At 40.7% G+C, this 23,419-nt stretch carries 17 protein-coding genes and 2 pseudogenes; 10 read left to right on the forward strand and 9 right to left on the reverse strand.

The genetic code is table 11. The annotated features are described in order from the left end of the window. Positions 1 to 213: 213 nt before the first annotated feature. The 9 genes from AQPE_RS01810 to AQPE_RS01850 all read left to right on the forward strand — a co-directional run bounded on the left by AQPE_RS01810 (position 214) and on the right by AQPE_RS01850 (position 11,251). Positions 214 to 1,050, forward strand: coding sequence for an IS982 family transposase (locus AQPE_RS01810; protein WP_318349333.1), 837 nt, complete (start codon positions 214 to 216; stop codon positions 1,048 to 1,050). Between the two features lie 141 nt (positions 1,051 to 1,191). Next, positions 1,192 to 2,451 (forward strand): group II intron maturase-specific domain-containing protein, encoded by a 1,260-nt coding sequence (locus AQPE_RS01815; RefSeq protein WP_318349334.1) that lies wholly within the window; start codon positions 1,192 to 1,194, stop codon positions 2,449 to 2,451. A 613-nt stretch (positions 2,452 to 3,064) separates the two neighbouring features. Next, entirely contained in the window at positions 3,065 to 4,198 is a 1,134-nt protein-coding gene (locus AQPE_RS01820; protein ID WP_318349125.1) for a transposase, read from the forward strand. A gap of 41 nt (positions 4,199 to 4,239) precedes the next feature. After that, positions 4,240 to 4,701: an ATP-binding protein gene (locus AQPE_RS01825; protein WP_318349335.1), complete on the forward strand. Its 462-nt coding sequence runs from the start codon at positions 4,240 to 4,242 to the stop codon at positions 4,699 to 4,701. A gap of 472 nt (positions 4,702 to 5,173) precedes the next feature. Beyond that, a complete protein-coding gene (locus AQPE_RS01830) occupies positions 5,174 to 6,307 on the forward strand; it encodes a transposase (RefSeq protein WP_318349336.1) in 1,134 nt (377 codons plus the stop codon). Positions 6,308 to 6,399: 92 nt separating this feature from the next. Continuing rightward, complete coding sequence (locus AQPE_RS01835; protein WP_318349337.1) at positions 6,400 to 7,797, forward strand: sensor histidine kinase; 1,398 nt, start codon at positions 6,400 to 6,402, stop codon at positions 7,795 to 7,797. 319 nt (positions 7,798 to 8,116) lie between these two features. Continuing rightward, positions 8,117 to 8,542 (forward strand): helix-turn-helix domain-containing protein, encoded by a 426-nt coding sequence (locus AQPE_RS01840; RefSeq protein WP_318349338.1) that lies wholly within the window; start codon positions 8,117 to 8,119, stop codon positions 8,540 to 8,542. Between the two features lie 181 nt (positions 8,543 to 8,723). Beyond that, positions 8,724 to 9,332 carry a T9SS type B sorting domain-containing protein gene (locus AQPE_RS01845; protein WP_318349339.1) on the forward strand — a complete coding sequence of 203 codons (609 nt, stop codon included), beginning with the start codon at positions 8,724 to 8,726 and terminating at the stop codon, positions 9,330 to 9,332. A 560-nt stretch (positions 9,333 to 9,892) separates the two neighbouring features. Further along, positions 9,893 to 11,251: a sigma-54-dependent transcriptional regulator gene (locus tag AQPE_RS01850; protein WP_318349340.1), complete on the forward strand. Its 1,359-nt coding sequence runs from the start codon at positions 9,893 to 9,895 to the stop codon at positions 11,249 to 11,251. Positions 11,252 to 11,289: 38 nt separating this feature from the next. On the opposite strand, the gene AQPE_RS01855 is transcribed toward AQPE_RS01850, so the two are convergent. The 8 genes and pseudogenes from AQPE_RS01855 to AQPE_RS01890 all read right to left on the reverse strand — a co-directional run bounded on the left by AQPE_RS01855 (position 11,290) and on the right by AQPE_RS01890 (position 21,548). Next, on the reverse strand, positions 11,290 to 12,096 hold the full coding sequence (locus AQPE_RS01855; protein WP_318349341.1) for a hypothetical protein: 807 nt from the start codon (positions 12,094 to 12,096) through the stop codon (positions 11,290 to 11,292). Then, the gene (locus AQPE_RS01860; protein WP_318349342.1) at positions 12,084 to 14,327 is read right to left on the reverse strand and encodes a hypothetical protein; all 2,244 of its coding nucleotides are present in this window, start codon (positions 14,325 to 14,327) and stop codon (positions 12,084 to 12,086) included. Before AQPE_RS01860 ends, AQPE_RS01855 begins: the two co-directional genes overlap by 13 nt. A gap of 67 nt (positions 14,328 to 14,394) precedes the next feature. Beyond that, the gene (locus AQPE_RS01865) at positions 14,395 to 14,784 is read right to left on the reverse strand and encodes a DUF4402 domain-containing protein (RefSeq protein WP_318349343.1); all 390 of its coding nucleotides are present in this window, start codon (positions 14,782 to 14,784) and stop codon (positions 14,395 to 14,397) included. A gap of 128 nt (positions 14,785 to 14,912) precedes the next feature. Next, positions 14,913 to 18,440: an Ig-like domain-containing protein gene (locus AQPE_RS01870; RefSeq protein ID WP_318349344.1), complete on the reverse strand. Its 3,528-nt coding sequence runs from the start codon at positions 18,438 to 18,440 to the stop codon at positions 14,913 to 14,915. A gap of 25 nt (positions 18,441 to 18,465) precedes the next feature. Continuing rightward, positions 18,466 to 19,344: a fimbrial biogenesis chaperone gene (locus tag AQPE_RS01875; RefSeq protein ID WP_318349345.1), complete on the reverse strand. Its 879-nt coding sequence runs from the start codon at positions 19,342 to 19,344 to the stop codon at positions 18,466 to 18,468. Positions 19,345 to 19,424: 80 nt separating this feature from the next. Beyond that, positions 19,425 to 19,945 (reverse strand): annotated as a pseudogene (locus AQPE_RS01880) (DUF4402 domain-containing protein). 95 nt (positions 19,946 to 20,040) lie between these two features. After that, complete coding sequence (locus AQPE_RS01885; protein WP_318349347.1) at positions 20,041 to 20,580, reverse strand: DUF4402 domain-containing protein; 540 nt, start codon at positions 20,578 to 20,580, stop codon at positions 20,041 to 20,043. A 494-nt stretch (positions 20,581 to 21,074) separates the two neighbouring features. Continuing rightward, positions 21,075 to 21,548 (reverse strand): hypothetical protein, encoded by a 474-nt coding sequence (locus tag AQPE_RS01890; protein ID WP_318349348.1) that lies wholly within the window; start codon positions 21,546 to 21,548, stop codon positions 21,075 to 21,077. A gap of 531 nt (positions 21,549 to 22,079) precedes the next feature. On the opposite strand from AQPE_RS01890, the gene AQPE_RS01895 reads away from it, so the two are divergent. Then, a complete protein-coding gene (locus AQPE_RS01895; protein ID WP_449658201.1) occupies positions 22,080 to 23,039 on the forward strand; it encodes a transposase in 960 nt (319 codons plus the stop codon). Here AQPE_RS01895 and AQPE_RS23955 read toward each other — a convergent pair. Continuing rightward, positions 23,021 to 23,409: pseudogene (locus AQPE_RS23955) on the reverse strand (IS982 family transposase); the annotation flags it as partial. The gene AQPE_RS01895 and the pseudogene AQPE_RS23955 overlap by 19 nt on opposite strands. Between the last annotated feature and the right edge of the window lie 10 nt (positions 23,410 to 23,419).

The following is a 23,419-nucleotide window of genomic DNA, read 5'->3' on the forward strand; positions in this document are numbered from 1 at the left end:
TATGTGTCAACTAATATTTATCATCAATAAAGAATAAAATGTGGATATTCTTTGGCATTCAATCTGGTTTGGTATTGCTAAAAAGCACAAAATGACAACTACTAACCCGTTGTGCGATTGAAAATAAGCAATAAAATATTGTCAAAATAGTTGTGTATTATATTGATATTCAATGTATTAGTAGAAAACAAACGCCAATTCATTATTCTACTTATGCACAACCTGAAGGCAAATTTCGACAAGTTTATTGGTTTAACCAAATCGTTCTTTTCTGATCGTATTAATGAGTTTGACAACTTCCAAAGCTACCCAAGAAATCCTAAAATGTTAGATTGTCAAATAATTGCATTAGCTCTGACAGCCGAATCTATTGGTATTGACTCGGAAAGTTACTTCTTTGGCAAACTTAAATCAGATTATACCAGCGATTTCCCAAACCTCATTGACCGTTCCAATTTTAACCGCAGACATAAGCGACTTTATCCTTGGATTTCTGTCCTTAATCAAGGCTTATCAAACATTCAAAACCAAGGAGAAGATACTTACATCGTTGATTCCATTCCTGTTCCAGTTTGCCAAATAGCCCGGGAGAAACGAAGCAAGATCTGCAGTGAAAACTTTGAAACAGCACCTGATAAAGGTTATTCTGCTGTTAGCAAGGCCTATTATTATGGCTACAAATTGCATCCGGTGACTTCAGTTCGAGGTGTGTTTGCAAGTATGGATATGAGCAAGGCAAGCGTTCACGATGTTTACTATTTGACAGACATTAAACATTCTCACTTAAGCAATTGCAGGCTCATCGGAGACAAAGGGTATCTGTCAAAAGAACATCAATTGGACTTGTTTCATCGTGCAATATCCGATTGGAAACACCCAAAAGAAGCAATCAAAAAGACAAAGAACCTTTTGCGTACATTTTTAAAAAGTCAAGAAAACGAATCGAAACTCTATTCTCCCAACTATGCGATCAATTTATGCTCAAGCGTAACTATGCAAAATCAAACCTGGGCATTTCTGTTCGCATTTTATCTAAAATTACAACAGTGACAGTGCTTCAATATTTTAACTTTTTAAACAACAAACCCTTGAATAAACTTAAGTAGGCCCTCGCATCTTAATCGCACAACGGGTAACTACTATTATTTTAAGCAACGGAGAAACAATTTATAATAATTTACTGAAGATAAGATGAGACAATTCAAAAAGTTCAAAGGCAGCAATGTTTTGCATCATTATATTGGTAGGAATACAATTGAAACACAGAAGATGTATAATTATCTTCAGATTAATTTTATGCCTTTGATAAAAGAGTACTTTCCTCTTCATTACTTGCTAGAACGTCGTCCAAAATGTTTTTTTAATTATCTGGACAAGCATAGTAGTACTCATCCATACTTTTTACGTTTTAACATCAAGCAATTTTATCCCTCAATAACGAAACTTGACATTGAACCGGTTCTAATAAACAACTACGAAGAACTTACGGGATGTTTTACTCCGGCAAACATGAGTCAATATCTTCATCTTGGGTTCGATAGTAAATTTACCGGGAACTTCAACTTTTCATCGATATCGGGATTAACAGAAAATATGGGAATTGATAGTAGGTTATCGGGGACTCCTTGCCGACATGCCTTATATGAGAACGATAAATTATTGTTTGTGGTAACGGCCGCCTATATGCTGGGCTTTTATCATGCATTGTCCCGGTGGCCGTTTCTATGTTTTCATGATGACTTTGTCGTATTGTTCCATTCACAGGCTGAAGTTGCCGAGTGCCTGTTATTGGTGTATCTTTGTCTTCAAAACTTAGGATTGGAATTAAATTCAAGTAATATCAGTCATGGTCGGGTATATCAGGATGGATTTATATTTAAGGGTTATGAATACACAGGAAATACATTCTGCATATCTCCTGTGTCAGAGAAGGCTTTCAGGCATAAAATCATCAGGCTGACAACATTCAGCCGAAAATATAAGAATCAACAGGCATTTATAAAACAACTCAACCATCAAATAACGGTCTTTGGTCATTATTACAAATATGCGCAGGTAGCAGCACGTTTTAAAGAGCTTGATAGCTTTATTCGGAAACGAGTCCGGCAATTTTTATTTCTTGCTAGCGATTTGCAAAATCGAACCTCTAATCTTCCCAATAATTCCAGAGCTTTATACTCTAAATTAGGCTTATATTCATTAGTGAAGCTGCGTCAGACTAAAGAAACTAAAATGGTGGGCTATTCGCCCGTAATGGGCAATGCAGGATCCGATATGGACGAGTCTCCGGTTTTTAATAAAATCATTGTGGAAAAGTTGTTGCAACAAACACTGTTTCGTTATATAGAGCTTCGCAGACAGGAAAAAATAGTGATAGGACTATTGGAACATCTAGCTCCGCTATCTGATGAAATCAAGGCTCAGCCAGGTAACTCCATTGGAATCCTATGATGCAGATAGAGTTGAATATCAATAGTCAGCGATAATTACCTGGAAGATAGAGCCATACTAATTGGCAATAAATTGGCTTCTGAGACAGCTGCATAGTCAATATTGCATAAACTATCGAAAGCTATGTAAAACCGAGATAATTCAAATTAACAATAATTGAAGCGATATTTCAGTTTGCAATGATAAATCCAGTATTTGTCAATATTAGACCCATTAATACCGACGCCAATTCATAGATATTTCCAATGTGCTTTTTTAGTTTACTTCCTGTTAGTCGATAAATAAAGGACAATGCTGGATTAAACGTTGATCTTCGCTGATCGTTTATGAGATAAAACATAAAATTTAAATGAGTCTTCATGAGCAAACCTAATTGTAAATATTTGGACTGATACAACACTTCGGTTAAAATTTAGTTATTTATCTGATTTACAGTAAAATAACTGATTATTTATTAGTATAAAACCGCAGGGATTTGTATCTTTAAAGTATTAATTACCAGTTAATTACTTTAATTATGGCCACCCCTGCGATTTATGATTTGTATTCAAAAGTTGTTCTTGAAGCTTTATCTGTTTCTAAAATAAAGCTCAATAAATGCAGACGAGATTTTATGATTGAGATTTTCATGCTATACTTAAGTATTCCTTCACGGATCAACTTCCTTCAGTTAGGCCGATACAGCCTTTTTGGAGAACAACGCTTCCGTGGTCAGTTCGAGCAAGGGTTTGACTTCTTTAGCTTCAACAAAGCCTTGTCAATGCCTTGGATTGGCAATCGCAATGCTGTTGCTTTCGATCCGAGTTTCATTCCTAAATCGGGCAAACATACCCCTGGAATCGGATACTTTTGGTCGGGCTGCGCAGGTCGGGCACTTCGTGGTATTGAAATCCTTGGGCTTTCAGTAATCGATGCAGACACAAGATTAAGTTTTCATCTAGATGCCGTACAAACGCCTCCGACAAACTGTCTTCAAGATAACGACCTTTCGTTAATCGACTGGTATGCTGGGGTCATCAAAAAACATATTGAACTGATACTGTCCATTACTCGATACGTTGTTGCAGATGCGTATTTCTCTAAGAAAAACTTTGTGGATAAGATACTGGGATGCTCCCTCCATTTGGTAAGCAAACTTCGGGAGGACGCCAACTTATCATACCTTTCGATACAACCCAAAACTGGGAAAAGAGGCAGGCCAGCAAAATATGGAGGAAAAATCGATTTTCGGAAACTAAATCATGAACACTTCAATATGGTAGTAAACGATAAAGGTATAATGGCATACTCTGCCATTGTATACTCCAAGTCTCTTGAAAGGAATATCTTGCTGGTTGTAGAACTGTTCCTATTAAAAGGGAAAACAATTTACAGGCTTTTATTTTCAACAGATACCACACAAACGCCAATCGATGTGATCGATATTTATCATACCCGCTTTCAAATAGAATTTGGATTCAGGGATGCCAAGCAATTTGCCGGACTTGAAAACTCGCAGGCAAGAAGTGAAAATAAGCTTAATTTCCACTTCAATGCGGCCTTAACAACAGTAAATATTGCCAAAGTAATGCAACTTAGAAATCCGCAAACCCGCGAAAACTCATTTTCGATGGCAACTTACAAGATCTTGTTTCATAATACTTTAATGCTATCAAGATTTTTTCGCCTGTTCGCTATTAACCCGAACTCAATCAAAAATCGTCAACATGTCAATGAACTATTGTATTTCGGCACAATGGCCGCGTAATTACACATCACTTTTTGAACGAACTATTGCTGATAAGAAAGATGGAAAATAAAGATACTCCAGATACAGATAGACAGCAAATGGAATTTGAATATGTAAACTGGCATTCTGATCAACCTTCCCAATTATATTCTGACAGGGAAAAGATAACCAAAGTTTTTATTCATTTATTTCGGAATGCATTCAAGTTTACTCCCTCAGGTAAAGTTAAATTTGGTTATACGATTGACTCTAAGGAAATAAAACAGCTCAAATTTTTTGTAAAAGACACTGGTATTGGAATTCCTGAAAATAAAAGATCAGTTATTTTCGACCAATTCCAACAAGCTGAAGATTGTTATAAAATAAAGTATGGTGGTACCGGTATTGGTCTGTCTATAGCAAAATATAATGTAGAATTGCTTGGTGGGCAGATTGGTGTTGATTCGACTCCAGGAAAAGGCTCCATGTTTTATTTCACAATTCCGATTACTGAACCGGAATCTATTTGCAATAAGTTATAAAACAAAAAGATACAGAAGATGAGCAAATGGCCTTTTAAACTAAACTTTTCTGATAGCAGAAGATGATAATTTAGATTTCAGACTCCTATAGCAGATTTTGATCAACCGAATCTCCATATCATTTCACCCCAGGTTGGACATCAGACGGTGTTACAAGTATTTGAAAAACTAATTTAATAACCTGAGCGATCTGCCTTGTTTAGAAGATTTGTTCAATAATATGGCTCAAAAGATTTGAATCAGTATTATCTAACAATACTTCGGTTAAAATTTAGTTATTTATCTGATTTACAGTAAAATAACTGATTATTTATTAGTATAAAACCGCAGGGATTTGTATCTTTAAAGTATTAATTACCAGTTAATTACTTTAATTATGGCCACCCCTGCGATTTATGATTTGTATTCAAAAGTTGTTCTTGAAGCTTTATCTGTTTCTAAAATAAAGCTCAATAAATGCAGACGAGATTTTATGATTGAGATTTTCATGCTATACTTAAGTATTCCTTCACGGATCAACTTCCTTCAGTTAGGCCGATACAGCCTTTTTGGAGAACAACGCTTCCGTGGTCAGTTCGAGCAAGGGTTTGACTTCTTTAGCTTCAACAAAGCCTTGTCAATGCCTTGGATTGGCAATCGCAATGCTGTTGCTTTCGATCCGAGTTTCATTCCTAAATCGGGCAAACATACCCCTGGAATCGGATACTTTTGGTCGGGCTGCGCAGGTCGGGCACTTCGTGGTATTGAAATCCTTGGGCTTTCAGTAATCGATGCAGACACAAGATTAAGTTTTCATCTAGATGCCGTACAAACGCCTCCGACAAACTGTCTTCAAGATAACGACCTTTCGTTAATCGACTGGTATGCTGGGGTCATCAAAAAACATATTGAACTGATACTGTCCATTACTCGATACGTTGTTGCAGATGCGTATTTCTCTAAGAAAAACTTTGTGGATAAGATACTGGGATGCTCCCTCCATTTGGTAAGCAAACTTCGGGAGGACGCCAACTTATCATACCTTTCGATACAACCCAAAACTGGGAAAAGAGGCAGGCCAGCAAAATATGGAGGAAAAATCGATTTTCGGAAACTAAATCATGAACACTTCAATATGGTAGTAAACGATAAAGGTATAACGGCATACTCTGCCATTGTATACTCCAAGTCTCTTGAAAGGAATATCTTGCTGGTTGTAGAACTGTTCCTATTAAAAGGGAAAACAATTTACAGGCTTTTATTTTCAACAGATACCACACAAACGCCAATCGATGTGATCGATATTTATCATACCCGCTTTCAAATAGAATTTGGATTCAGGGATGCCAAGCAATTTGCCGGACTTGAAAACTCGCAGGCAAGAAGTGAAAATAAGCTTAATTTCCACTTCAATGCGGCCTTAACAACTGTAAATATTGCCAAGGTAATGCAACTTAAAAATCCGCAAACCCGGGAAAACTCATTTTCGATGGCAACTTACAAGATCTTGTTTCATAATAAATTAATGATATCAAGGTTTTTTCGCCTGTTCGCCATTAACCCGAACTCAATCAAAAATCGTCAACTTGTCAATGAACTATTGTATTTCGGCACAATGGCCGCTTAATCATATATCACTTTTTGAACGAACTATTGATCTAAAAGACACAAAATAAAATGAGTTGCAGGCTGGCAACATAAATATTATTTGAATTGATTATGGGAAAAATATCGATGATTTTAGCCGGGATGGCACTTGTTCCGAAACTTTATACAAGGCGAATCATTAAAATTCACCCTAACTACTTATTCTCACTTGTTGGATTCGGGATTGGAAGTTTTATCAGTCTAACTATAATTTTTGCTGAAGAGTTTAACGGTGATGTTTCTGTTTCTTCCGGCCATTCCCAAATCCACCACCTTACCATTCCGGTTCTCTTTGGTTTATTTGGTATGTTTTTCGGATATGTTTACGGTAGAAAAAGTCAAACTAAAGAAGAGGCCTTTCAGGAAATTTTTGACAACCACCAAACCCTGAATCTGATTTTAGACCATCTCCCTTTGTTGATTTCCTATCTCGACACTGACCTGCGTTACCGGTACGTTAATAAAACTTACGAAAAATGGATGGGACTTTCCTTGAATGACATTTATGGAAGACTTGTGAAAGACATTGTTGTTGAAAACACGTATGAGGCGCTTATCCAAAATATACACAAAGCCAAACAGGGGAAAACCGTTACGTTCGACACCTCAAGAGAATTGAACGGGAGCAACCGGTTTTTACACGTTACGTTGATCCCTCATCTGGACGAAAACAGGTCGGTCAAAGGATTTCTTTCGGTTGTGGCTGATGTTACTCAGCTCCGGAAACGGGAAAACAAAATCAGGATACAAAAAGATAAGCTGGAAGAATTAAATGCTTCTAAAGACCTGTTTTTTTCTATAATTTCTCACGATCTGAAAAACCCTTTCAATTCGTTGTTGGGATTTTCTGAGCTGCTGCACGATGATTTTGACACCCTTGACGAAGCTATCAAAAAAGAATGTGCAGGTCACATTTATGAGAGCGCCCGAAACACCTATGAACTGCTGGAAAACCTGTTGGCCTGGAGCCGCGCCCAACGCGGAAAGCTAGATTACAATCCCTCACTTGTGAACCTAAAAATCTTGGTTGATGAAAACCTGCGTTTACTGCTCCTATCCTCCTGGCAAAAAAATATCCGATTGCAGTCTGAATTGGGCGAAGATTTCCGGATCACCACTGACAGGGAACTGGTAAATACAGTCATTCGTAACTTGTTGACCAATGCGCTGAAATTCACGTCAAAAGGAGGTCTGGTAAACGTTTCAGCACGTTGGATTTCGAAAAACCGGGCACATGATTTTCTGGAAGTTTCCGTGACCGACAACGGACTGGGCATAGCTCCCGGAAAACTAAATCAACTCTTTAAAATAGGTAGGTCTGAGTCAACAGAAGGAACAGAAGGAGAATCGGGAACAGGTTTAGGTTTAATGCTTTGCAAAGAGTTCGTTGAAATATGTGGAGGTGAAATAATAGTTGAAAGCGAACCCGGAAAAGGAAGCATAGTCAAATTTACATTGCCCAATAAGTAATCATTTGTTAATGTCGTTCGGCAATTTCAAAAACTTACGATTTGAAACAGTCATCGTTAAAACCCGAAATCACCAGAAGGGGACTTAAAAGCCGCCCCTTTAGGAGAGGTTTGGAGGGATAATATGAAGGTAAACTTACTATTTGAAAGTTACAATTACTGAATTTTGACTTTTGATATAGTTCCACGGGGTTAGTTGAATTTATTCAAATTTTACATTTAGATAGATAGACAGATATTAAAAAAAAATAAATTCTGTTTAATTCGTATTTGCAACATTTATTTTCATGTTTGAATCAGGAATATATCAAAAAACTATTATGAGATTAAAATTTGACAAGATCAGAAGGAATCCAACACATTTCTTCATTCTCACAGGTTTTACAATCCAGGAGTTTAATGAATTGGCTTTAGAGTTTCGGGGCCAATGGGAGCAACATTCCAGTCATTTTACATTAAAAGGGAAAACGCGGCAAAGAAAAGCATTACGCCGCAAGACAAATGTTTTACCTGGATATCAGGACAAATTATTATTTATACTTGTGTATTTGGAATCATTTCCTTCACAGGAACTTCAGGCAACCGCCTTTTCTATGACACAGCCTCAGGCTAATTCATGGATACATCTTTTGTGTAATATCCTTCACAAAACACTTGAAAAGATAAACAAAATTTCTGACCTCGAAAATAAAAAGGTGGAACAGTTGCTAATGGATTGTCAGCATGTTTTATCGAAAAAAAAGTAAGGGATCTCTTTAAAAACACGCGCTAACATTGCAAATGCAGTAACTCCAAGATAAGTTCGTCATCCATGACGGATACAGATATGTTCTTGGAAAGATTTTTTGCTAACCTGAATGTTTGGAAACTCATATCCCGGATTAGGAAATACAAAAAAAAACGAATAACCTAAAAAAAGTATTCATTATGAAATCATTGTTTGGTGTCGGAAGATTCCTTCATTTTATTAGCATGAGCCAATCTGCTAAACGTTATTTTAAAGAGGGGATATCAAGCATGCTTTATTCAGATACTACCACAAGCGGGGAAAGAAAACTTACGAATTCAGATCTTCATGCCCGGGATAGGTACGACGTTGCACTGGAAATCAGAAAGAGAACAGCTATAATAAGGTATTTGATAATCGTTCCGGGAAACATTCACAAGCAACAACATTGGAAAGAAATGAAAAATATATGGACGATTTTTGTGTGTTTAAATCTATTCCTGCTGCTATTTCTCTCTTGCAGAGAACCAGACCATTGGGTTTATATGGGCTCCTACGGTTTTTCTCCAAATGGAGACGGTGTTAATGAACTGTTTATAATTCCTTTTGACACAACAAAAGTGAATCAAATGACAATAATTGATTCAATGTCTAAAAAAAAAATGTTAGATGTTTACCAATATCAGAAGAACTGGTGGAACGGCAGGCAAAACAATACCGGCAAACTTGTTTCAGAAGGTCTTTATAACTTTTATCTGGAGATTGATGGGACATATACATATTATGGTTATGTGTACCTGAAGTATTGATAATCATAAAACCATATCCGATTTCAGGCGGTACTTCCTGATACGTTTACTCGTAACATGCAAATCCTTTACGAAAACGCTCGGGGCGGAACTCCCGGAGCGTATAACAATTCAGAACAGGACTTATAATGAATTCAAAATCACTCTTTCACTAAATTCAGCTTGAACAGACCTCCATTCCAAAATTTCCTTCGCATAAGTCTTACTATAACCCTGAAAATGATACTCTCCATACCAATCCTTAGAAGCCCTTTCCTAGGGCGATTTTTCCTATTTTCCGGGATGGAAACCCATTCCGGAAAATTTTCCCTTTTTTATGAATCAAGGAATTACGCATAAGATATAAGGACGTGCTTTTTCATGATTGGAAGTTCTCTCAACTTCCATTTCTGGAACCCCTTAGCGACAGTTGAACTTAGGGGATTCCTTTTTTGAATACTAAGTCCAAAAGATGATTGATTTTGACCCCGTTGCATAACCAATTGGGGGATCCTCCTTTTAATATGTTGAGGTAAAAAGGATATGGTGTGAACTGTTACAATATTAATTCAATGGAACTTATGGAAAAAATTTTGGTCATCGACGATAATAAGTTAATTCGTAAAACCTTAAGAGAGATACTCAGCAAGGTTGGGTACACAATTATTGAAGCAGGTGATGGCGAGACGGGCTTACAGCTTGTTCGTTCAGAACACCCTGAACTTGTAATTACTGATTACCAGATGCCTGGAATTAGTGGGCTTGAAGTCCTCTCCGAAATACGTAAATTAAAAGTTGTGATTCCTGTATTACTCCTTACCTCTTTTGGGCATGTGGTATTAACGATCAAGGCCATTCAGCTCGGTGCTTTTGACTTTCTTGAAAAACCAGTTGATCCTTCTCTTCTCAAATCTACTGTCCAACTGGCCCTAAATTCGGTCAAAGTCAGCAATAGTCTGAATGCGGTCCCCCACGAGGATACCTCCAGCGAGAGCATGCCTGAAGATAACATAATGGTAAGCAGATCGCCCCGGATGAAGGAAATCTTCAAAAACATTGGTCGCATCTCGATGAATAAGGTGAATGTTTTGATCGAGGGCGAAACTGGTACCGGAAAGGAACTCATTGCCAGGCTGATTCACTTCTCAGGAACAACGAGCGATAAACCATTGGTAGTAGTAAACTGTAGTGCGCTTACGGAAACACTGCTCGAGAGTGAACTTTTCGGACATGTTAAAGGCTCCTTTACGGATTCCATACGCGATAAAAAAGGTAAGTTTGAACTTGCTGGAGAAGGCTCCATTTTCCTCGACGAAATTTCTGAAATATCGCTCAATACCCAGGTAAAACTACTGCGTGTTATTCAGGAACTTGAATTTGAAAGAGTAGGTGGAGAAGCCACCATACCAATGAAAGCGAGGATAATAGCTGCGACAAACAGGAGCCTGGAAAAACTTATAGAACAGGGAAAATTCAGGGAAGATCTCTATTACCGGCTCAAGGTATTCACAATCAACTTACCTCCTTTGCGCGAGCGAAAGGAAGACATAAGAGACCTTGTAAACCATTTTATGTATAAACTTGATAAACAGTATAATAAAAACGTGATTAAGGTTGGCGACGGTGTTATTGAAATGCTTCAGCAGCATGACTGGCATGGGAATGTACGCGAACTTAAAAACACCATCTTACAGGCTATCATTATGTCAAAAAATGATGTGCTGGAGAAGGAAAACATCACCATTAATGTCCGCATCCACGACAATCATGCAGATGATTCTGAGATGTCTGAATTGCTGTCCCTGGCCGATATGGAGAAAAATCACATCAGACATGTACTTGATGTGGTAAAATGGAATAAACTGGATGCTTCCCGTATCCTGAATATTACCCGGCCTACTCTAAATGCCAAGATTGAAAAATATAATCTGGTTCAGTAAATATTATTATCAGGTATTCTGGGTTCCAGATTAATGTGCTATTTCGTGTTTTTGAGTTTCGATGCCGGCTCTTCTCTTATATTTCCACGATAGGTGGCAATAAAACAATTCGACCAGCCACTTCTTTTGATCATACTCAGAATTTGCTTTGCCTCGGTAAAGCCTTTTAAGTCTTTGGTACTGTAATGGTACAATCCGTCTTCTTCCAGACTTTCTTCTATGATTAAACCGGGCGCCCTGACCAGCAGTTGTGCAAAGTAATCCTTGATTTTTATCGGCTTGCGCAGGGCCAGCAACTGTACTTTATACTGTTTCTTTCCCTTTATATTATTCCCCATTGTTTTTTCTGACGAAATCTGCCCGGCAAAATCTGTCTGTGGCTGAGCCTGTGTTTCCCCATAAGTAACAGCAGGTTCAACTTCCTTCTGTTTTTCCGGAATAACCTGGTTTATTTGTTGTGATATTGTTCCGGCATTCGCCGGGGTCTCATTATGGGGCTCCGGCATTTTATTTTGTTCCGTTCGCAATACAAATTCAAGCCCATCCACCACATCACCGTCAATACCTTTAGAAATTGTAAACGGCAACGATGCAGGAGTACTTTTCCAATGCAATTTGCTTAACTGGACGGTATCCACTCTGGCCGTGTAATCGCCTGGGGCGAGTCCCAGGTAACTGAAATAACCATCAGATTCGCTAAGCGTATGGGCCACGAGGATAGAATCGTTGCGGTAATAATTCACAATAATTCGTCCCTGTCCCTTCTTTTCACTTCCGGCGTTATAGTAAACAGTTCCCGCCCCTTCACCTACTACTGCTATCGGAACTTCAATCAATCTGAACATATTCGGATCGATGGAGACCTGGATTGTTTTTTTCGCATTTGCCAGGCAATGTTATCAAAGTTGGTTCCGTCCAGGGTAATCAAATAATTGGTATAAGGTTCCAGATCGAACACGCGGATGGTTGTATCTTTATCGCTCACTTCAATGCGGCCTCCGTTGATGTGAACATTGAGACCAAAAGCTTTCGACTCATCAGGTTCGCGCCTGCCATTGCAATTCAGATCAAGAAAAGGATATAGCGTAATTCCACCCTTACCCACACTTACGCGGCTGCTAGCTCCGATATAATTTGTTTTGGCATCTGTCATCAAGCTTCCACTTGCCGATTGCACCAGAGTTGTTGCACCGTTGCTCATCCGAGTTGAAAGGCCTACCTGCGCAAAAGAGAAATCATAACGGAATCCCACTTCTGTATTGCTAAAATCACTCTTAAAGTTTCGTTCGTATGATAAATTCAGATAGCCATTTTTGAACAGCTGTTTTTCCAATCCGCACTTCATCGATATCAATTCTTGGTGATTGTAGTCAAATTGTGTTTGCGGAGTTAAAATAATGGCTCCCGGAAGCCTGAGTGAAAGAGAGAGGTTGCTGTAGGTATAAGGTTTTCCGAGATCCGAGATTAAGGAATAGGTGGTAAAGTTGGTATTTACCCCTAAGATGGCTCCGGAAAGCAATAATTCGGCGGTTGTATATTTTGTTTGGGGCATAACAATCTGATTGAGCGTCAGTCGTGTAAAAGCAGCGAAATTTGAGGTGCGTACCGGAACTGATACAGCGACCTTACGTTCTTCAAGGTAGTTGTAATTAATGGCCTTTTGTCCTTTTTCATATTTGGTGTAGTTGAGTTCAAACTGCAAATTCGAAGGCAGACGATAATTCAGAATTCCTTTTGATCTTACCCTATAGGTATATTCTCCGGACAGCAAAAGGCTGGAAGCCAGCCGGAGCGAGGAATTTACAAATGGCATGAAGGTACCTGAAGTTACAGATGAAAGATATTCGAGGCCACCACCAATCGTCATGCGGAGACTGATCCCGTAATTCAGATCAACGCGCGAAAAGAGACTGCCTCTGCCATCTTCAACAAAGCCGGCGCTGGTCTTATACTGGAATTCGCCCAGAGGTAGAAAGTTAAACGGGATGCTGATGTTTTGCACTTTGGAATGTTCTTCGCCCCAGAGACCATAATATCGCAGCTTCACATCGGTATTTCCGTAAACAAGCGGAACTTCAAAAGAAAAAAAACCGGAAGCATCGGCTTTTACATAGTCAACCAGTACGCTGTTCACATAAAGTTCGACTAACCAGCCAGGTTCGGTGAAATCGCTTAGCGTGTATGACCCAAACGAGTGCCGGAAGGTGGTGGGCGCGTTGGTAAACTGAACCCCTACTACCGGTGAATATAATGATGAAATGGCGCCTGTCGCTATTTTGCCCGCCAGTATCTGGCGTAGCGCCTTGTTGTCGTTATTGACATGACGCCAGAGATAGTATTGTTGCTTTTCGACGAAAGGCATATGGTTGTTGTAATTGAGTGTTACATTCGTTTCACCTCCGGCCACGACAGAGCCCAGTGAAAGGGTAAGCCGGGTATCAACATTGCCCGGCATTTGTTCCGATGAGATGGCCGACCAGTCGGCATTACCGAAATGGAACAATGCGTTTTTTCGTTGAATGGTGATGTCAGCTTTTATTTCCCCTTTGAGTTGGCTGATATTCTTGCGCATCTGTTCCTGACGCATTTCGCGAATGATAGGAAGTTCAATCTTTGTGTTCAGCGAAACCGACAGGCTTCGGAAATTAAACGTACACTGTAACCCGAATACTTGTCCGAAATAGCTCGATTTCAGGTACAGGTTGGTTTCTGTCCGTATAAGGTCGCCGGGTTGTATGTTGAATACCTTTTGCTGATAGACGATCTGATGGTTTACACGATCGATCAGATATAATGATTTCTCGTTGATAAAAAAGCCCCTTATTGAATCAAATCCTGACGCAGCTGTGTTCTTGATCTTCAAAAAGTCGAACACATCGGTAACCGACAAATACAGCGTTTCATCGCGGATAACCGCCGGAATCTCGGTTCCGCCAATTCGCGGAACATTAAACGAAACCGATATTTCATCGTATTGAGGATCTTCCTGTGCCGAACTCTGTTCAGGAATAAGCGCTGCCACCAAAAGTAAAAAGGCTGCAGAATACCATAAGGCTGCATCTTGTATACACCTCATAGCGAAAATTGTGCCTGCAATTTTTCGTATCATCTTATTGGCAATCTGCTTTTACGTCTTATCAAAATTATTCCTGAATAAAAGTCACAGAGAATGTTCCGCCATAAATGCCGGACGGATTAGCCACTGAAGAGCCAACCTGAAGCGTACCTCCTATATTGACTGCGGTATGTGCCCCCGTTGTTACAAAAGGTGATTGAGGATTAGAATTGCCTATATGCAGTGTCATGGTGCCGCCATTGCTGCCCGTAAGAATGGCATCCGGTCCGTTTACAATGTTGACAATTGTTCCCGGAATGGCCTCCACATCGTAAAGCGCGGCAGAAAAACTGCTGCCGATCAGAATGATATCACCGGTGGACGATCGTGCACCGAATGGATCGATCGTTACCGTCGTTCCCGAACCACTGCCATAACAGAAGGTACCAAAATTCAGGTTCTGATACGTTGAGACCATTACCTGGATCGGTTTCGGAGGTTGCTCTTGCGCGAGAACAGACAGATGCCCAATGACAAGTATTATGGCGCCTAAAATTGCTAGGATAACAGGTTTCTTCCTCCCTGAATTCGTTCTTGAAAATATCATCAGTTAGTAATTATTATTTTTTTTGAATAAACAGATTGTCCGGAATAAAAACTAACCACATACACTCCATCCCTCATATGCGGGTCAAGTTCATGGGTACCTGTTCCGGGAAGTTGTCTGCGAAAAATTTCCTGCCCCATCATGTTGTAAACGACCAGATCGCCCTTCTCTTCCGATGTTCCGGTAAAAGAAACCATGAGTTTTCGTCCTGAAGGATAAACCACAAATTCAGCGCTTCCGTTTTGATTGGGAGGCAGTACACGCCAACTGAATATCAGGCTAAACCGGCTCTCATCCGATCCGGCAGTCATATTTAGCTTGTAGCCGCCCCGTTGCAACAGGTCGGTGTTGATTCCGGTTCTTTTATCCGATAAATAGATTTGCAGGCCTGAAGGCATATTTTCTATCTGAGCCGCCTGAAAAAAAATCAAACCATCCTGTTCCGTTTTGAGGCCAAGCGGAACTAATGAAATACTGTCGGGATAAGGAATTGCGTCAATGGAAAGCCGGTTGGCATCTTTCGAGAGCGTATAAAGATTGGGAGACTTTACGTCGGTATTCATCAATTTCAAGGCATCCGACTCTTTGTCGAAAGAAGGCGTGGCCCCGTCGTCGAAATACACCACAAGCGGGTCGGCAGGATTTGTTTCCTCAGAATATTCCGCGGTAAGCCTTATAACCGGTCTTGTTTCAAGGCAGGCCGATTTAAACACAGGTGCAAGATTGTTTACTCTTACCCAGTTGTCTAAACCAAATGTTGCGCTGACCGGATAGGCCCCGTCGGAAACATGTACAAAAAAACCCTGCATTGCTGCAATCATGTTATTGGCAATTCCATCGCTCGAAACCCCGTTGATGTAAGTGCTGTATGTTCCGGTGTATGGATCGGTGGAGCCTGTATTGAAATAATAAACTGCATTATCCACGTTCCCCCTGGTCCAGCCGCTTACCGCATCCCAGTCGATAGGCGAAGGATAAGGATTTCCTACCAGGTTAAACCCTTTGGTGTAGGTCTCATTTGTATTGTACAAGGTAATCGGCGATAAAATATTATCATTGACAACACCACTCAGGCTAACTGTTACCGCCGAAGCCAGGGTTCCGAAATTTGCGGCATAGCCCAGCATGGGCGTCAGCGGTCCGGTGGGGTTGGTGTAAGTTACCCATCCTGAAGTGGTTTTGCTTTCGTCGTATGTGTAAAATGCAGGAAAGGACGCTCCCAGATCGAGATAAGCCGCAAAAGCATTTACCGTTGCCGACTGAAAAGGGGAGCTGAAATATTTATATCCGAATGAAGATGGAAGATAACGCTGCACGATAACATTTCCTGTTACAGTGCCGGTGCCCGAACCATCAATCAGGGCCGTTTGCGCGGCTGTTGACACAAGGGTTAACTGTCCGCCGGAAGAGAGGTTCCCGTTTTGTGGAGCTACAATCCCGGTAACCAAGAGCGGCCCCAGCAAACTGACCCCCGCAGAATTATTAATCGTCAGGTTCATGATCGTGTTGCCTGCAAAAACATCAGCGCCTATTGATTGGGCGACTGAGCCCTTCATTTCAATGGTTCCGGCAGTTGCAGTAAAGGTTCCGCTGTTCGAGACCGTTCCGGCAATCTGAATCGTATTGTCAATAACCGTCAGCGACGATCCGTTGTCGATCACTATATTTTTAGCCGCTCCTTCCGCTCCGTTTTGAAGAATCGGTTTATTGGGCACATTGGGTATCAGCACATCTGTGGTTAAATCGGGGATGACTCCGCAGGACCAGTTTCCGGAAATATTCCAGTCGGTGCTGACATCACCGATCCAACTCAGGACTTCAATAGTAGCTATAACCTCACTACGCGGGCTTGAGGTGGTTCCGTTGTAAGTGGCATCGACATAATAGGATGTCGTCGTTGAAATTGAAGCAGTGGTGTACGAATTCCCTGTAGCCAGTAAATTCCCGCCGGTAGCCTGATCATACCACTTAATAACGCTTCCTTCGGGGGATGCCGTTGCCTGAAGGGTCACCGTTCCGGAGCCACACCGGGAGCCGGGAGTTGTGCCTGTAATTTCAGGATTAGCCGGACAATTGCCTCCTGCCAGCGTACAGTAAAATCCAAACAAAGGATTATCCGCTGAATTTAAGTCAATCGTATTTATTCCGGTGGGAACTAACCCGCCCAGGACGGGCGATTGATCGAATACATAAACATCGCCCCCATTATTTGCAATGACACTCCAGTTCGGAGGATTTTGAAAATCACCTGCGACAATGATTCTTCCCTGATTATTTATAATCGATCCTGAGATCCCGGTATAATTGCCTAAAACAACCAAAACACCATGAGGTCCAATCGTTAAGGTCGGTTTTGTTGCCAGAAAATCACCCGTCACAACCAGTGTATCACAAAGATATTGTGTGGAAGTACCCAGAGTTAAATTGCCATCGATAGTGATGTAACCGGATATCCCAATAGTATGGGAATTATTGGGATTATAAGGGGGGGGGATCACATCGGCCGGATTATTTGTCCCCCATAAAGCAGGATCGGTCCATAATCCGGTATAATTGTCGCGGCTAAAATATTCAAAACCGGCAGGTATGCAATCCGAAACCACAACATAAGCAGAATCGGTGATAGAGCATCCTTTGGCATTTACAGCCGTACAGACATAGAAGCCGGACATGGCGCCCGAAGCATTGTTGATACTCAAAGAGGTATTGGCTGTGGTCTGTGAGAACCCATTGGGCCCGCTCCAATGGTAGTAGATGGGGTTATATTGCCAACTATTTTGTGCTTGCGCCGTTAAACTGATTGTCCCGCCCATGCCAACCGAGCCGCCGGAGGAGTGAGGAATTCCCCATGGGTTGCCCCATGAGGGGGTGGTGCTTGACGCACAATTAAAGGAAGCCAATATCTCCTCGGGAACTTCCGTGATATTATTGGCCAGATCGATGGAGGTACCATAATCGCATGCGTCACCGATTGTTTCCGTGGTACCTGAATAACCGTTCGCTGTGGTGGTAAAATTACTCCACGGAGTATCAACGGTGCCAAAGATATAAATATGCGCCCCGGAAATAGAAATAATGCCCTGGTTGGCAGAGCCCTGTTTGTAAAAATCGCCCCTGACAATAAAATAACTCGAAAGATCCAGCGAAACTTTATTCCCTAAATTTGCATTTCCATTTACAATAACCTTTGAGCCCGAAGACAGCACCAGTTCCGACTGATCATTGCCAGAAAAATCCATAGATAAATCGCCATTCACAACCAACGTCCCTACCACAACAAGCTTACCTGTAGTTTTATCAATAGTCAGGTTATCTAACTCAACTGTCGTGCTGCTGTCTATGATTACAGAGTCGTGAATGATCACATTATCGGCTTTTTCGGGAATTCCGGCAGGACTCCAGAGCACTGCGGTATTCCAATTCCCTGAAAGGATTGATGTTTTTGTTGCTGCCTGAACAAAAGTTACCGAAAATAACAACATCATCCCTAAGGAGCATAATTTCAGGGATTGCTGTTTTATTCTCATGGCTTATATTTTCATCTGAAGTCAATCACAATTTTAACCCTGCTTCGGCAAATTTTTCGGGTTTAATATCCGATTGTGCATAATACGTTACAACTAAGTGGCCGGAGTGATAATCAACAACGGCTTCTTTATCCAAATCCATCCGGTACCGTCTTATGGCATTGGGGGTATATACGGCAATCCCGTTTACCACACCAACCTGAGTCTCTTTACCGGTTGGCGAAACATGTACTACTTTCAGGTCGCCATACACCGACATGTTTCCGATACGGTTAAAGGTTACATCGAGCCGGTTGGTTGTGTCGTTTACCATTTCCAGTTTTAAATCCGAAAGGCTGACTTTGGTGGTTGATTCGCCCACCCGGATAATTACCGGAATGGTAATCCCGAATATGGGAACCAGTTTAACGCTGACTGCAGTCGAATCCAGTGTTTTATCTTCTTCGCCCAGCGCTACCTGTTTGGGCACAGCCCTGAAATAAACATGCGAACGGTATTCTCCCGGCGCCAGTTTACTGGTATTGGTTACCTGCATCTTTACCACCTGGGCTTCGTTTGGACCAAGCGTTACCGTCCGGGGAAAAAAACGAATGTTCTTGTCGGCAAAATTTTGACCCGGATCAGGTTGGGTAATTTCTTCGAACGAACCATCCTCTTTCATACGGTACTCTACGATTGACACATTGTATTTGGCTGTATCCCGGCCGGTATTAGCCAAATTGAGCTCGTGAACCCGTTTTGTTCCGTCGAATACCACGCGGCGCGGAGTAATCAGCAGGTTTCCCTGCGCCTTAACTCCGGAAGGGCAAATAACTGATAAGGTAACTAAACAGGATAATACTAATCCAATATACTTTGCTTTGTGTTGAACCTGCTTTTGCTGTACAATTTCTGATTTACACATGACTCAAAATTTAAATTAAAAACACTTAATATTTCTGTGCCAAACAATTTCACCGCATTTTAGACAAATTCCCGAGTTTGTTAATTGTAGGCAAAAGTTATTGAATAGGTGCCCGTGTATATGCCCACTGGATTATCCTCAGTATTGCCCACGGTGAGGGTGGCTCCAACATTCACAGCCAGCGAACCGCCATTGAGTTTACCTGTACCAATACCCGCGGGGGGACTGATTCCCAGTCGCTGACCAGCATGGTTTTCGAGCTGGCCACATTGATCAGAACAGCCGGGGTCGAAGGCAGGGTAATGGAAAACGAGGCTTCGCTCGCCCCGGTAATGTAAAAAGCGGCCGGGGCAAACGCACCGCCACTTAAGGCCAGGGTGCCTGTGGCATGACGTACACCTTGCGGTGACATGTAAATCTGACCGCCTTGCTCTTCGGGCGAAAACCGGCCGAAGTTAAGCTGCGAGGTTTCGGTGGCTGTAAGCGCCGCGATTACTTCGGCAAAAGCCCGGGCCGAAATGCTGGCCTGGGCTTGTACCTGTTGGACTGTTATTCCTAAGAACAAAGCAACCATAGGAAACAGCCAAACAATCTTCTTCATATTGCTTTATGGTTTAGATGAAGATAAAAACAAATGATGAGTGCCCGCGAAAAATCGCATAGAGCAATGTTAATTGTTCTGAGTAAATTTATTTTCTAATTGTAATTAACTGTAACCGTAAAAGGAGTGCTAGAGACATATTCCCCTGCAGGCTGTGCCGCAGCAATATGAAGTGTAGCCCCTACTTTAATAGTCTGTGCTCCACTTGCATTTAAAGTTCCTCCATCTGCCTCAGTTGGGGTACTCGTCCATGTATCAACTGTCATCTCATTGGCTCCTGATGTAACTGTAGTTGTAGAAGAAGGAAGTGTAATTGAATAAGTGTAGCTATTGGCACCCGTAACATCAAAACTAGCTGCAGATACAGCTCCGGGTACAGCAGGAAGAGTGACACCATCTGTAGCGTTACGGGTCCCGGCCGGTGTAAGTTCAACGGTTCCTGCAGTTGAACTTTGTACAGCGACATTACCGAAATTCATATTACCTCCATTAGTAGCTGTACTGGTTAGTTCGATTGCGATTGGAGTTACAATAGTACCTGTGGCGTTGGCGGTAGCACTTTCTTGTCCGAACGAGTTTGCCGAGAATCCAAGGATTGCGACGGCGAGAGCGAAGAATTTCATTAAACTTTTCATTTTTTTTGATTTTTAACCTTAATTGAATTATTCTAAATATTTTCTAATTTGATAGAGCTTTAACATAGATCGTGCCAAAGTGATTATTAGGACAATTTTCATTCTAACAAAATGCACATAAATACCTTAATAATAACATTTTATATAGAAATATAAATTTTATAACGACATATTATTTTGTTCAGTAAAATTTTTTTTATCCGATTAGTTGAAACAAGAATTTTACAATTTGTAAAATATTTTTATCCACCGAATTTGAGTTGTTTTCAGGATACCAGCATATCTTTTTGGTAGCAACTGGAAATTATCAATGAGATTTTGAAAGGAACAAAGAAGAGACCGAAAATGGAAAATGAGAGCTGAAAAAGAGTAAACGAGACATGAAAAGAATTGCTGAAATCTGGGAAAAATAAAAGAGTGTTGTTAAAGAGAAAATGATAACTTGAAAGAAATAAAAGAGCTTTCTAAAATGGCATACGTCCGGTTAATAGGGCTTAGTTGTATACAATTACCATGGTGTACGACCCCTGGTATAATCCGGAGGCTTGTCCCTGCATAAAACAGGCTTTGCCTTTCAACTGGAGTATTTGGTTGCCATCAGTACATTGTGCTTCAGATTGTCCCGAAACGGTTGCCGAAGGTTCAATAATAAATCCGTTCCCATTGGCATCGGATAGGGTTGCCGATTTTAGTATAACATTACAGGCGATGTCGGAGCTCGAGTTGATTTTAAATTTGCCCAGGTTCACATTCTCGTAATTCAGATTGCTTTCTCCGGATCGTGCCTCCATAATTCGCGTGTTCCTATTCTTCAGATCAAATCCTGTAATTGCCTGCGAAGAGGCGCTTACCGATTCCACGATCTCAGCCGAAATATGGCCGATAACTACTGCTTGGGCGCAAACATTTCTTATTGCGTATGTGCTTATTATAGAATAAGTTAGAATAATTGCAAAGAGGATTTTCATGACGTTTATTTAAGCTGTAATAAACATTACAGACATAAAAAATGCTATATAAATATAACACAAAAACGACACATTGTGTTCTGAGTGTAAAATATTTATTTACTTGACGTAAATAAATATTAACACTATAGTTTGTAATATTTTAATATAGGTACTGTTGCCCATTTATTTTAATTGGTAGCCCTAATGTTTCCAATCAGTTAATATGTACTTCGTTCAGAAGCTTCAATCCTAGCAAATAGCTCAATAGTTCGAGTTTTATACCATTTGGATCAATTCTACTTTAACAGATTAAAAAAAGGCGATTAGATCATTGATTTCTTTAGTATATATTTGTTTTAGTTATTGATTATTAGTAGTTTGTAAGTGTAATAGAAGATCAAATTTATTGTTTAGAGCAATGTTTAATCCCAAATTACGCGATAGGTATTTCTAATGCGTAGCATTAGGTATATTTGAAGTATGGAATTCGATATAAGCTATACCAATCAAGAGATTACGCCATGGGGCGGAATGGTGTTTCTACGCCAGATGTTGGGCAAAATAGGGTTCAAATCACAAGTTGAGAACTGTATTGATTTGCCGCAACCGGGATCGAACAGGGGTTACTCGCCAGTTTCGATCATCGAATCATTTTTAGTGAGTATTTGGTGTGGGGCAAACCGGTTTATGCACACCGAAGTTACCCGCCACGATGAAGCTTTGAAGAAGATATTTGGCTGGAAACAATCTCCGGCACAGGACGTTTACAAGCGATATTTTGCCAGGTTCACACAAGTTACCAATCAACAGGTAAGCGACCATTTTTATTCATGGATATTCAATTCGGTACAGTTTGATAATTACACCCTTGATTGTGATTCATCGGTTTTGACCCGTTATGGAGAGCAGCAAGGAGCCAAGCGTGGTTACAACCCGCACAAACCGGGCAGGGCATCTCACAATCCCATCATTGCTTTTGTTTCAGATGTCAAACTGGTAGCAAACCTCTGGCTGAGAAGTGGCAATACCGGATCTGCCGAGGGGTTTATCCCTTTCTTAGAAGATACTTTTACCAAGTTGCAAAACAAAAACATTAGTCTGTTACGCCTGGACAGTGGATTCTTCGGGAAAGATGTGTTTGATTATCTGGAAGAAAAAGAGAAGCCCATCAATTACATTGTTGCCACACGTTTCTATGAACCAATCCAACGTATTATCGCTGGGAATCAGGTCTGGACAACATTGGATGAAGGCATTGAAATCAGTGAATTACAATACAAAGGGCAATTGTGGAACAAGCCACGTAGGATGATCGTGGTCAGACAAAAAATTGAAAAACGTCCCAAAGCAGCAGGAAAAATGCTGAAGCTTTTTCAGGATGAAGATTATTACCGACAGTACCGGTATTCGGCCTATATTACCAACCTCAGCCTGTCTGCTGCCGATGTTTGGCGGCTTTACCATGGACGTGGCGATGCAGAAAACCGGATTTGTTCACTGCGGATATGACATACTTTCAAAGGAGTGGAATCAATAAAGGAAACCCGGTGCAAGTTCCCAAACAAAAGGTTTTAAGAAAAATCGCCATTGGCATAATCGCCTTTTGCTGAAGCTCTACAAATCGATTATAGGAAACAGTTTGAGGAAACTCTTTTTGAAGATGTACCATTACATAGTTGATATAGAAGTGTTTGATATTTCTGAATTGACCTGCATGAAACAGGATCATGATCGTGATAACCTCGCTGCCGGACAATTTAAATGAACGGTTTCTCCGCTTTTTACTATTGTCTTTGTCCAAGACATGTCCGTCCTAAACTTTATCAAATTCAATGCAAAAATCGTTAACAATGCAGAAAATTTCGGTAATTTTATCCATGCAAAACACA

The sequence above is a fragment of the Aquipluma nitroreducens genome (assembly GCF_009689585.1).
GTDB classification, from domain to species: domain Bacteria; phylum Bacteroidota; class Bacteroidia; order Bacteroidales; family Prolixibacteraceae; genus Aquipluma; species Aquipluma nitroreducens.

Bases quoted from the DNA above. Each gene is read 5' to 3' on its own strand.
- AQPE_RS01820 (WP_318349125.1), top strand. From the start codon at position 3,065: ATGATTGAGATTTTCATGCTATACTTAAGTATTCCTTCACGGATCAAC.
- AQPE_RS01860 (WP_318349342.1), bottom strand. From the start codon at position 14,327: ATGAGGTGTATACAAGATGCAGCCTTATGGTATTCTGCAGCCTTTTTA.
- AQPE_RS01875 (WP_318349345.1), bottom strand. From the start codon at position 19,344: ATGTGTAAATCAGAAATTGTACAGCAAAAGCAGGTTCAACACAAAGCA.
- AQPE_RS01895 (WP_449658201.1), top strand. From the start codon at position 22,080: ATGTTGGGCAAAATAGGGTTCAAATCACAAGTTGAGAACTGTATTGAT.
- AQPE_RS01890 (WP_318349348.1), bottom strand. From the start codon at position 21,548: ATGAAAATCCTCTTTGCAATTATTCTAACTTATTCTATAATAAGCACA.
- AQPE_RS01865 (WP_318349343.1), bottom strand. From the start codon at position 14,784: ATGGTCTCAACGTATCAGAACCTGAATTTTGGTACCTTCTGTTATGGC.
- AQPE_RS01830 (WP_318349336.1), top strand. From the start codon at position 5,174: ATGATTGAGATTTTCATGCTATACTTAAGTATTCCTTCACGGATCAAC.
- AQPE_RS01815 (WP_318349334.1), top strand. From the start codon at position 1,192: ATGAGACAATTCAAAAAGTTCAAAGGCAGCAATGTTTTGCATCATTAT.
- AQPE_RS01870 (WP_318349344.1), bottom strand. From the start codon at position 18,440: ATGAGAATAAAACAGCAATCCCTGAAATTATGCTCCTTAGGGATGATG.
- AQPE_RS01845 (WP_318349339.1), top strand. From the start codon at position 8,724: ATGAAATCATTGTTTGGTGTCGGAAGATTCCTTCATTTTATTAGCATG.
- AQPE_RS01840 (WP_318349338.1), top strand. From the start codon at position 8,117: ATGAGATTAAAATTTGACAAGATCAGAAGGAATCCAACACATTTCTTC.
- AQPE_RS01885 (WP_318349347.1), bottom strand. From the start codon at position 20,580: ATGAAAAGTTTAATGAAATTCTTCGCTCTCGCCGTCGCAATCCTTGGA.
- AQPE_RS01825 (WP_318349335.1), top strand. From the start codon at position 4,240: ATGGAAAATAAAGATACTCCAGATACAGATAGACAGCAAATGGAATTT.
- AQPE_RS01835 (WP_318349337.1), top strand. From the start codon at position 6,400: ATGGGAAAAATATCGATGATTTTAGCCGGGATGGCACTTGTTCCGAAA.
- AQPE_RS01855 (WP_318349341.1), bottom strand. From the start codon at position 12,096: ATGTTCAGATTGATTGAAGTTCCGATAGCAGTAGTAGGTGAAGGGGCG.
- AQPE_RS01850 (WP_318349340.1), top strand. From the start codon at position 9,893: ATGGAAAAAATTTTGGTCATCGACGATAATAAGTTAATTCGTAAAACC.
- AQPE_RS01810 (WP_318349333.1), top strand. From the start codon at position 214: ATGCACAACCTGAAGGCAAATTTCGACAAGTTTATTGGTTTAACCAAA.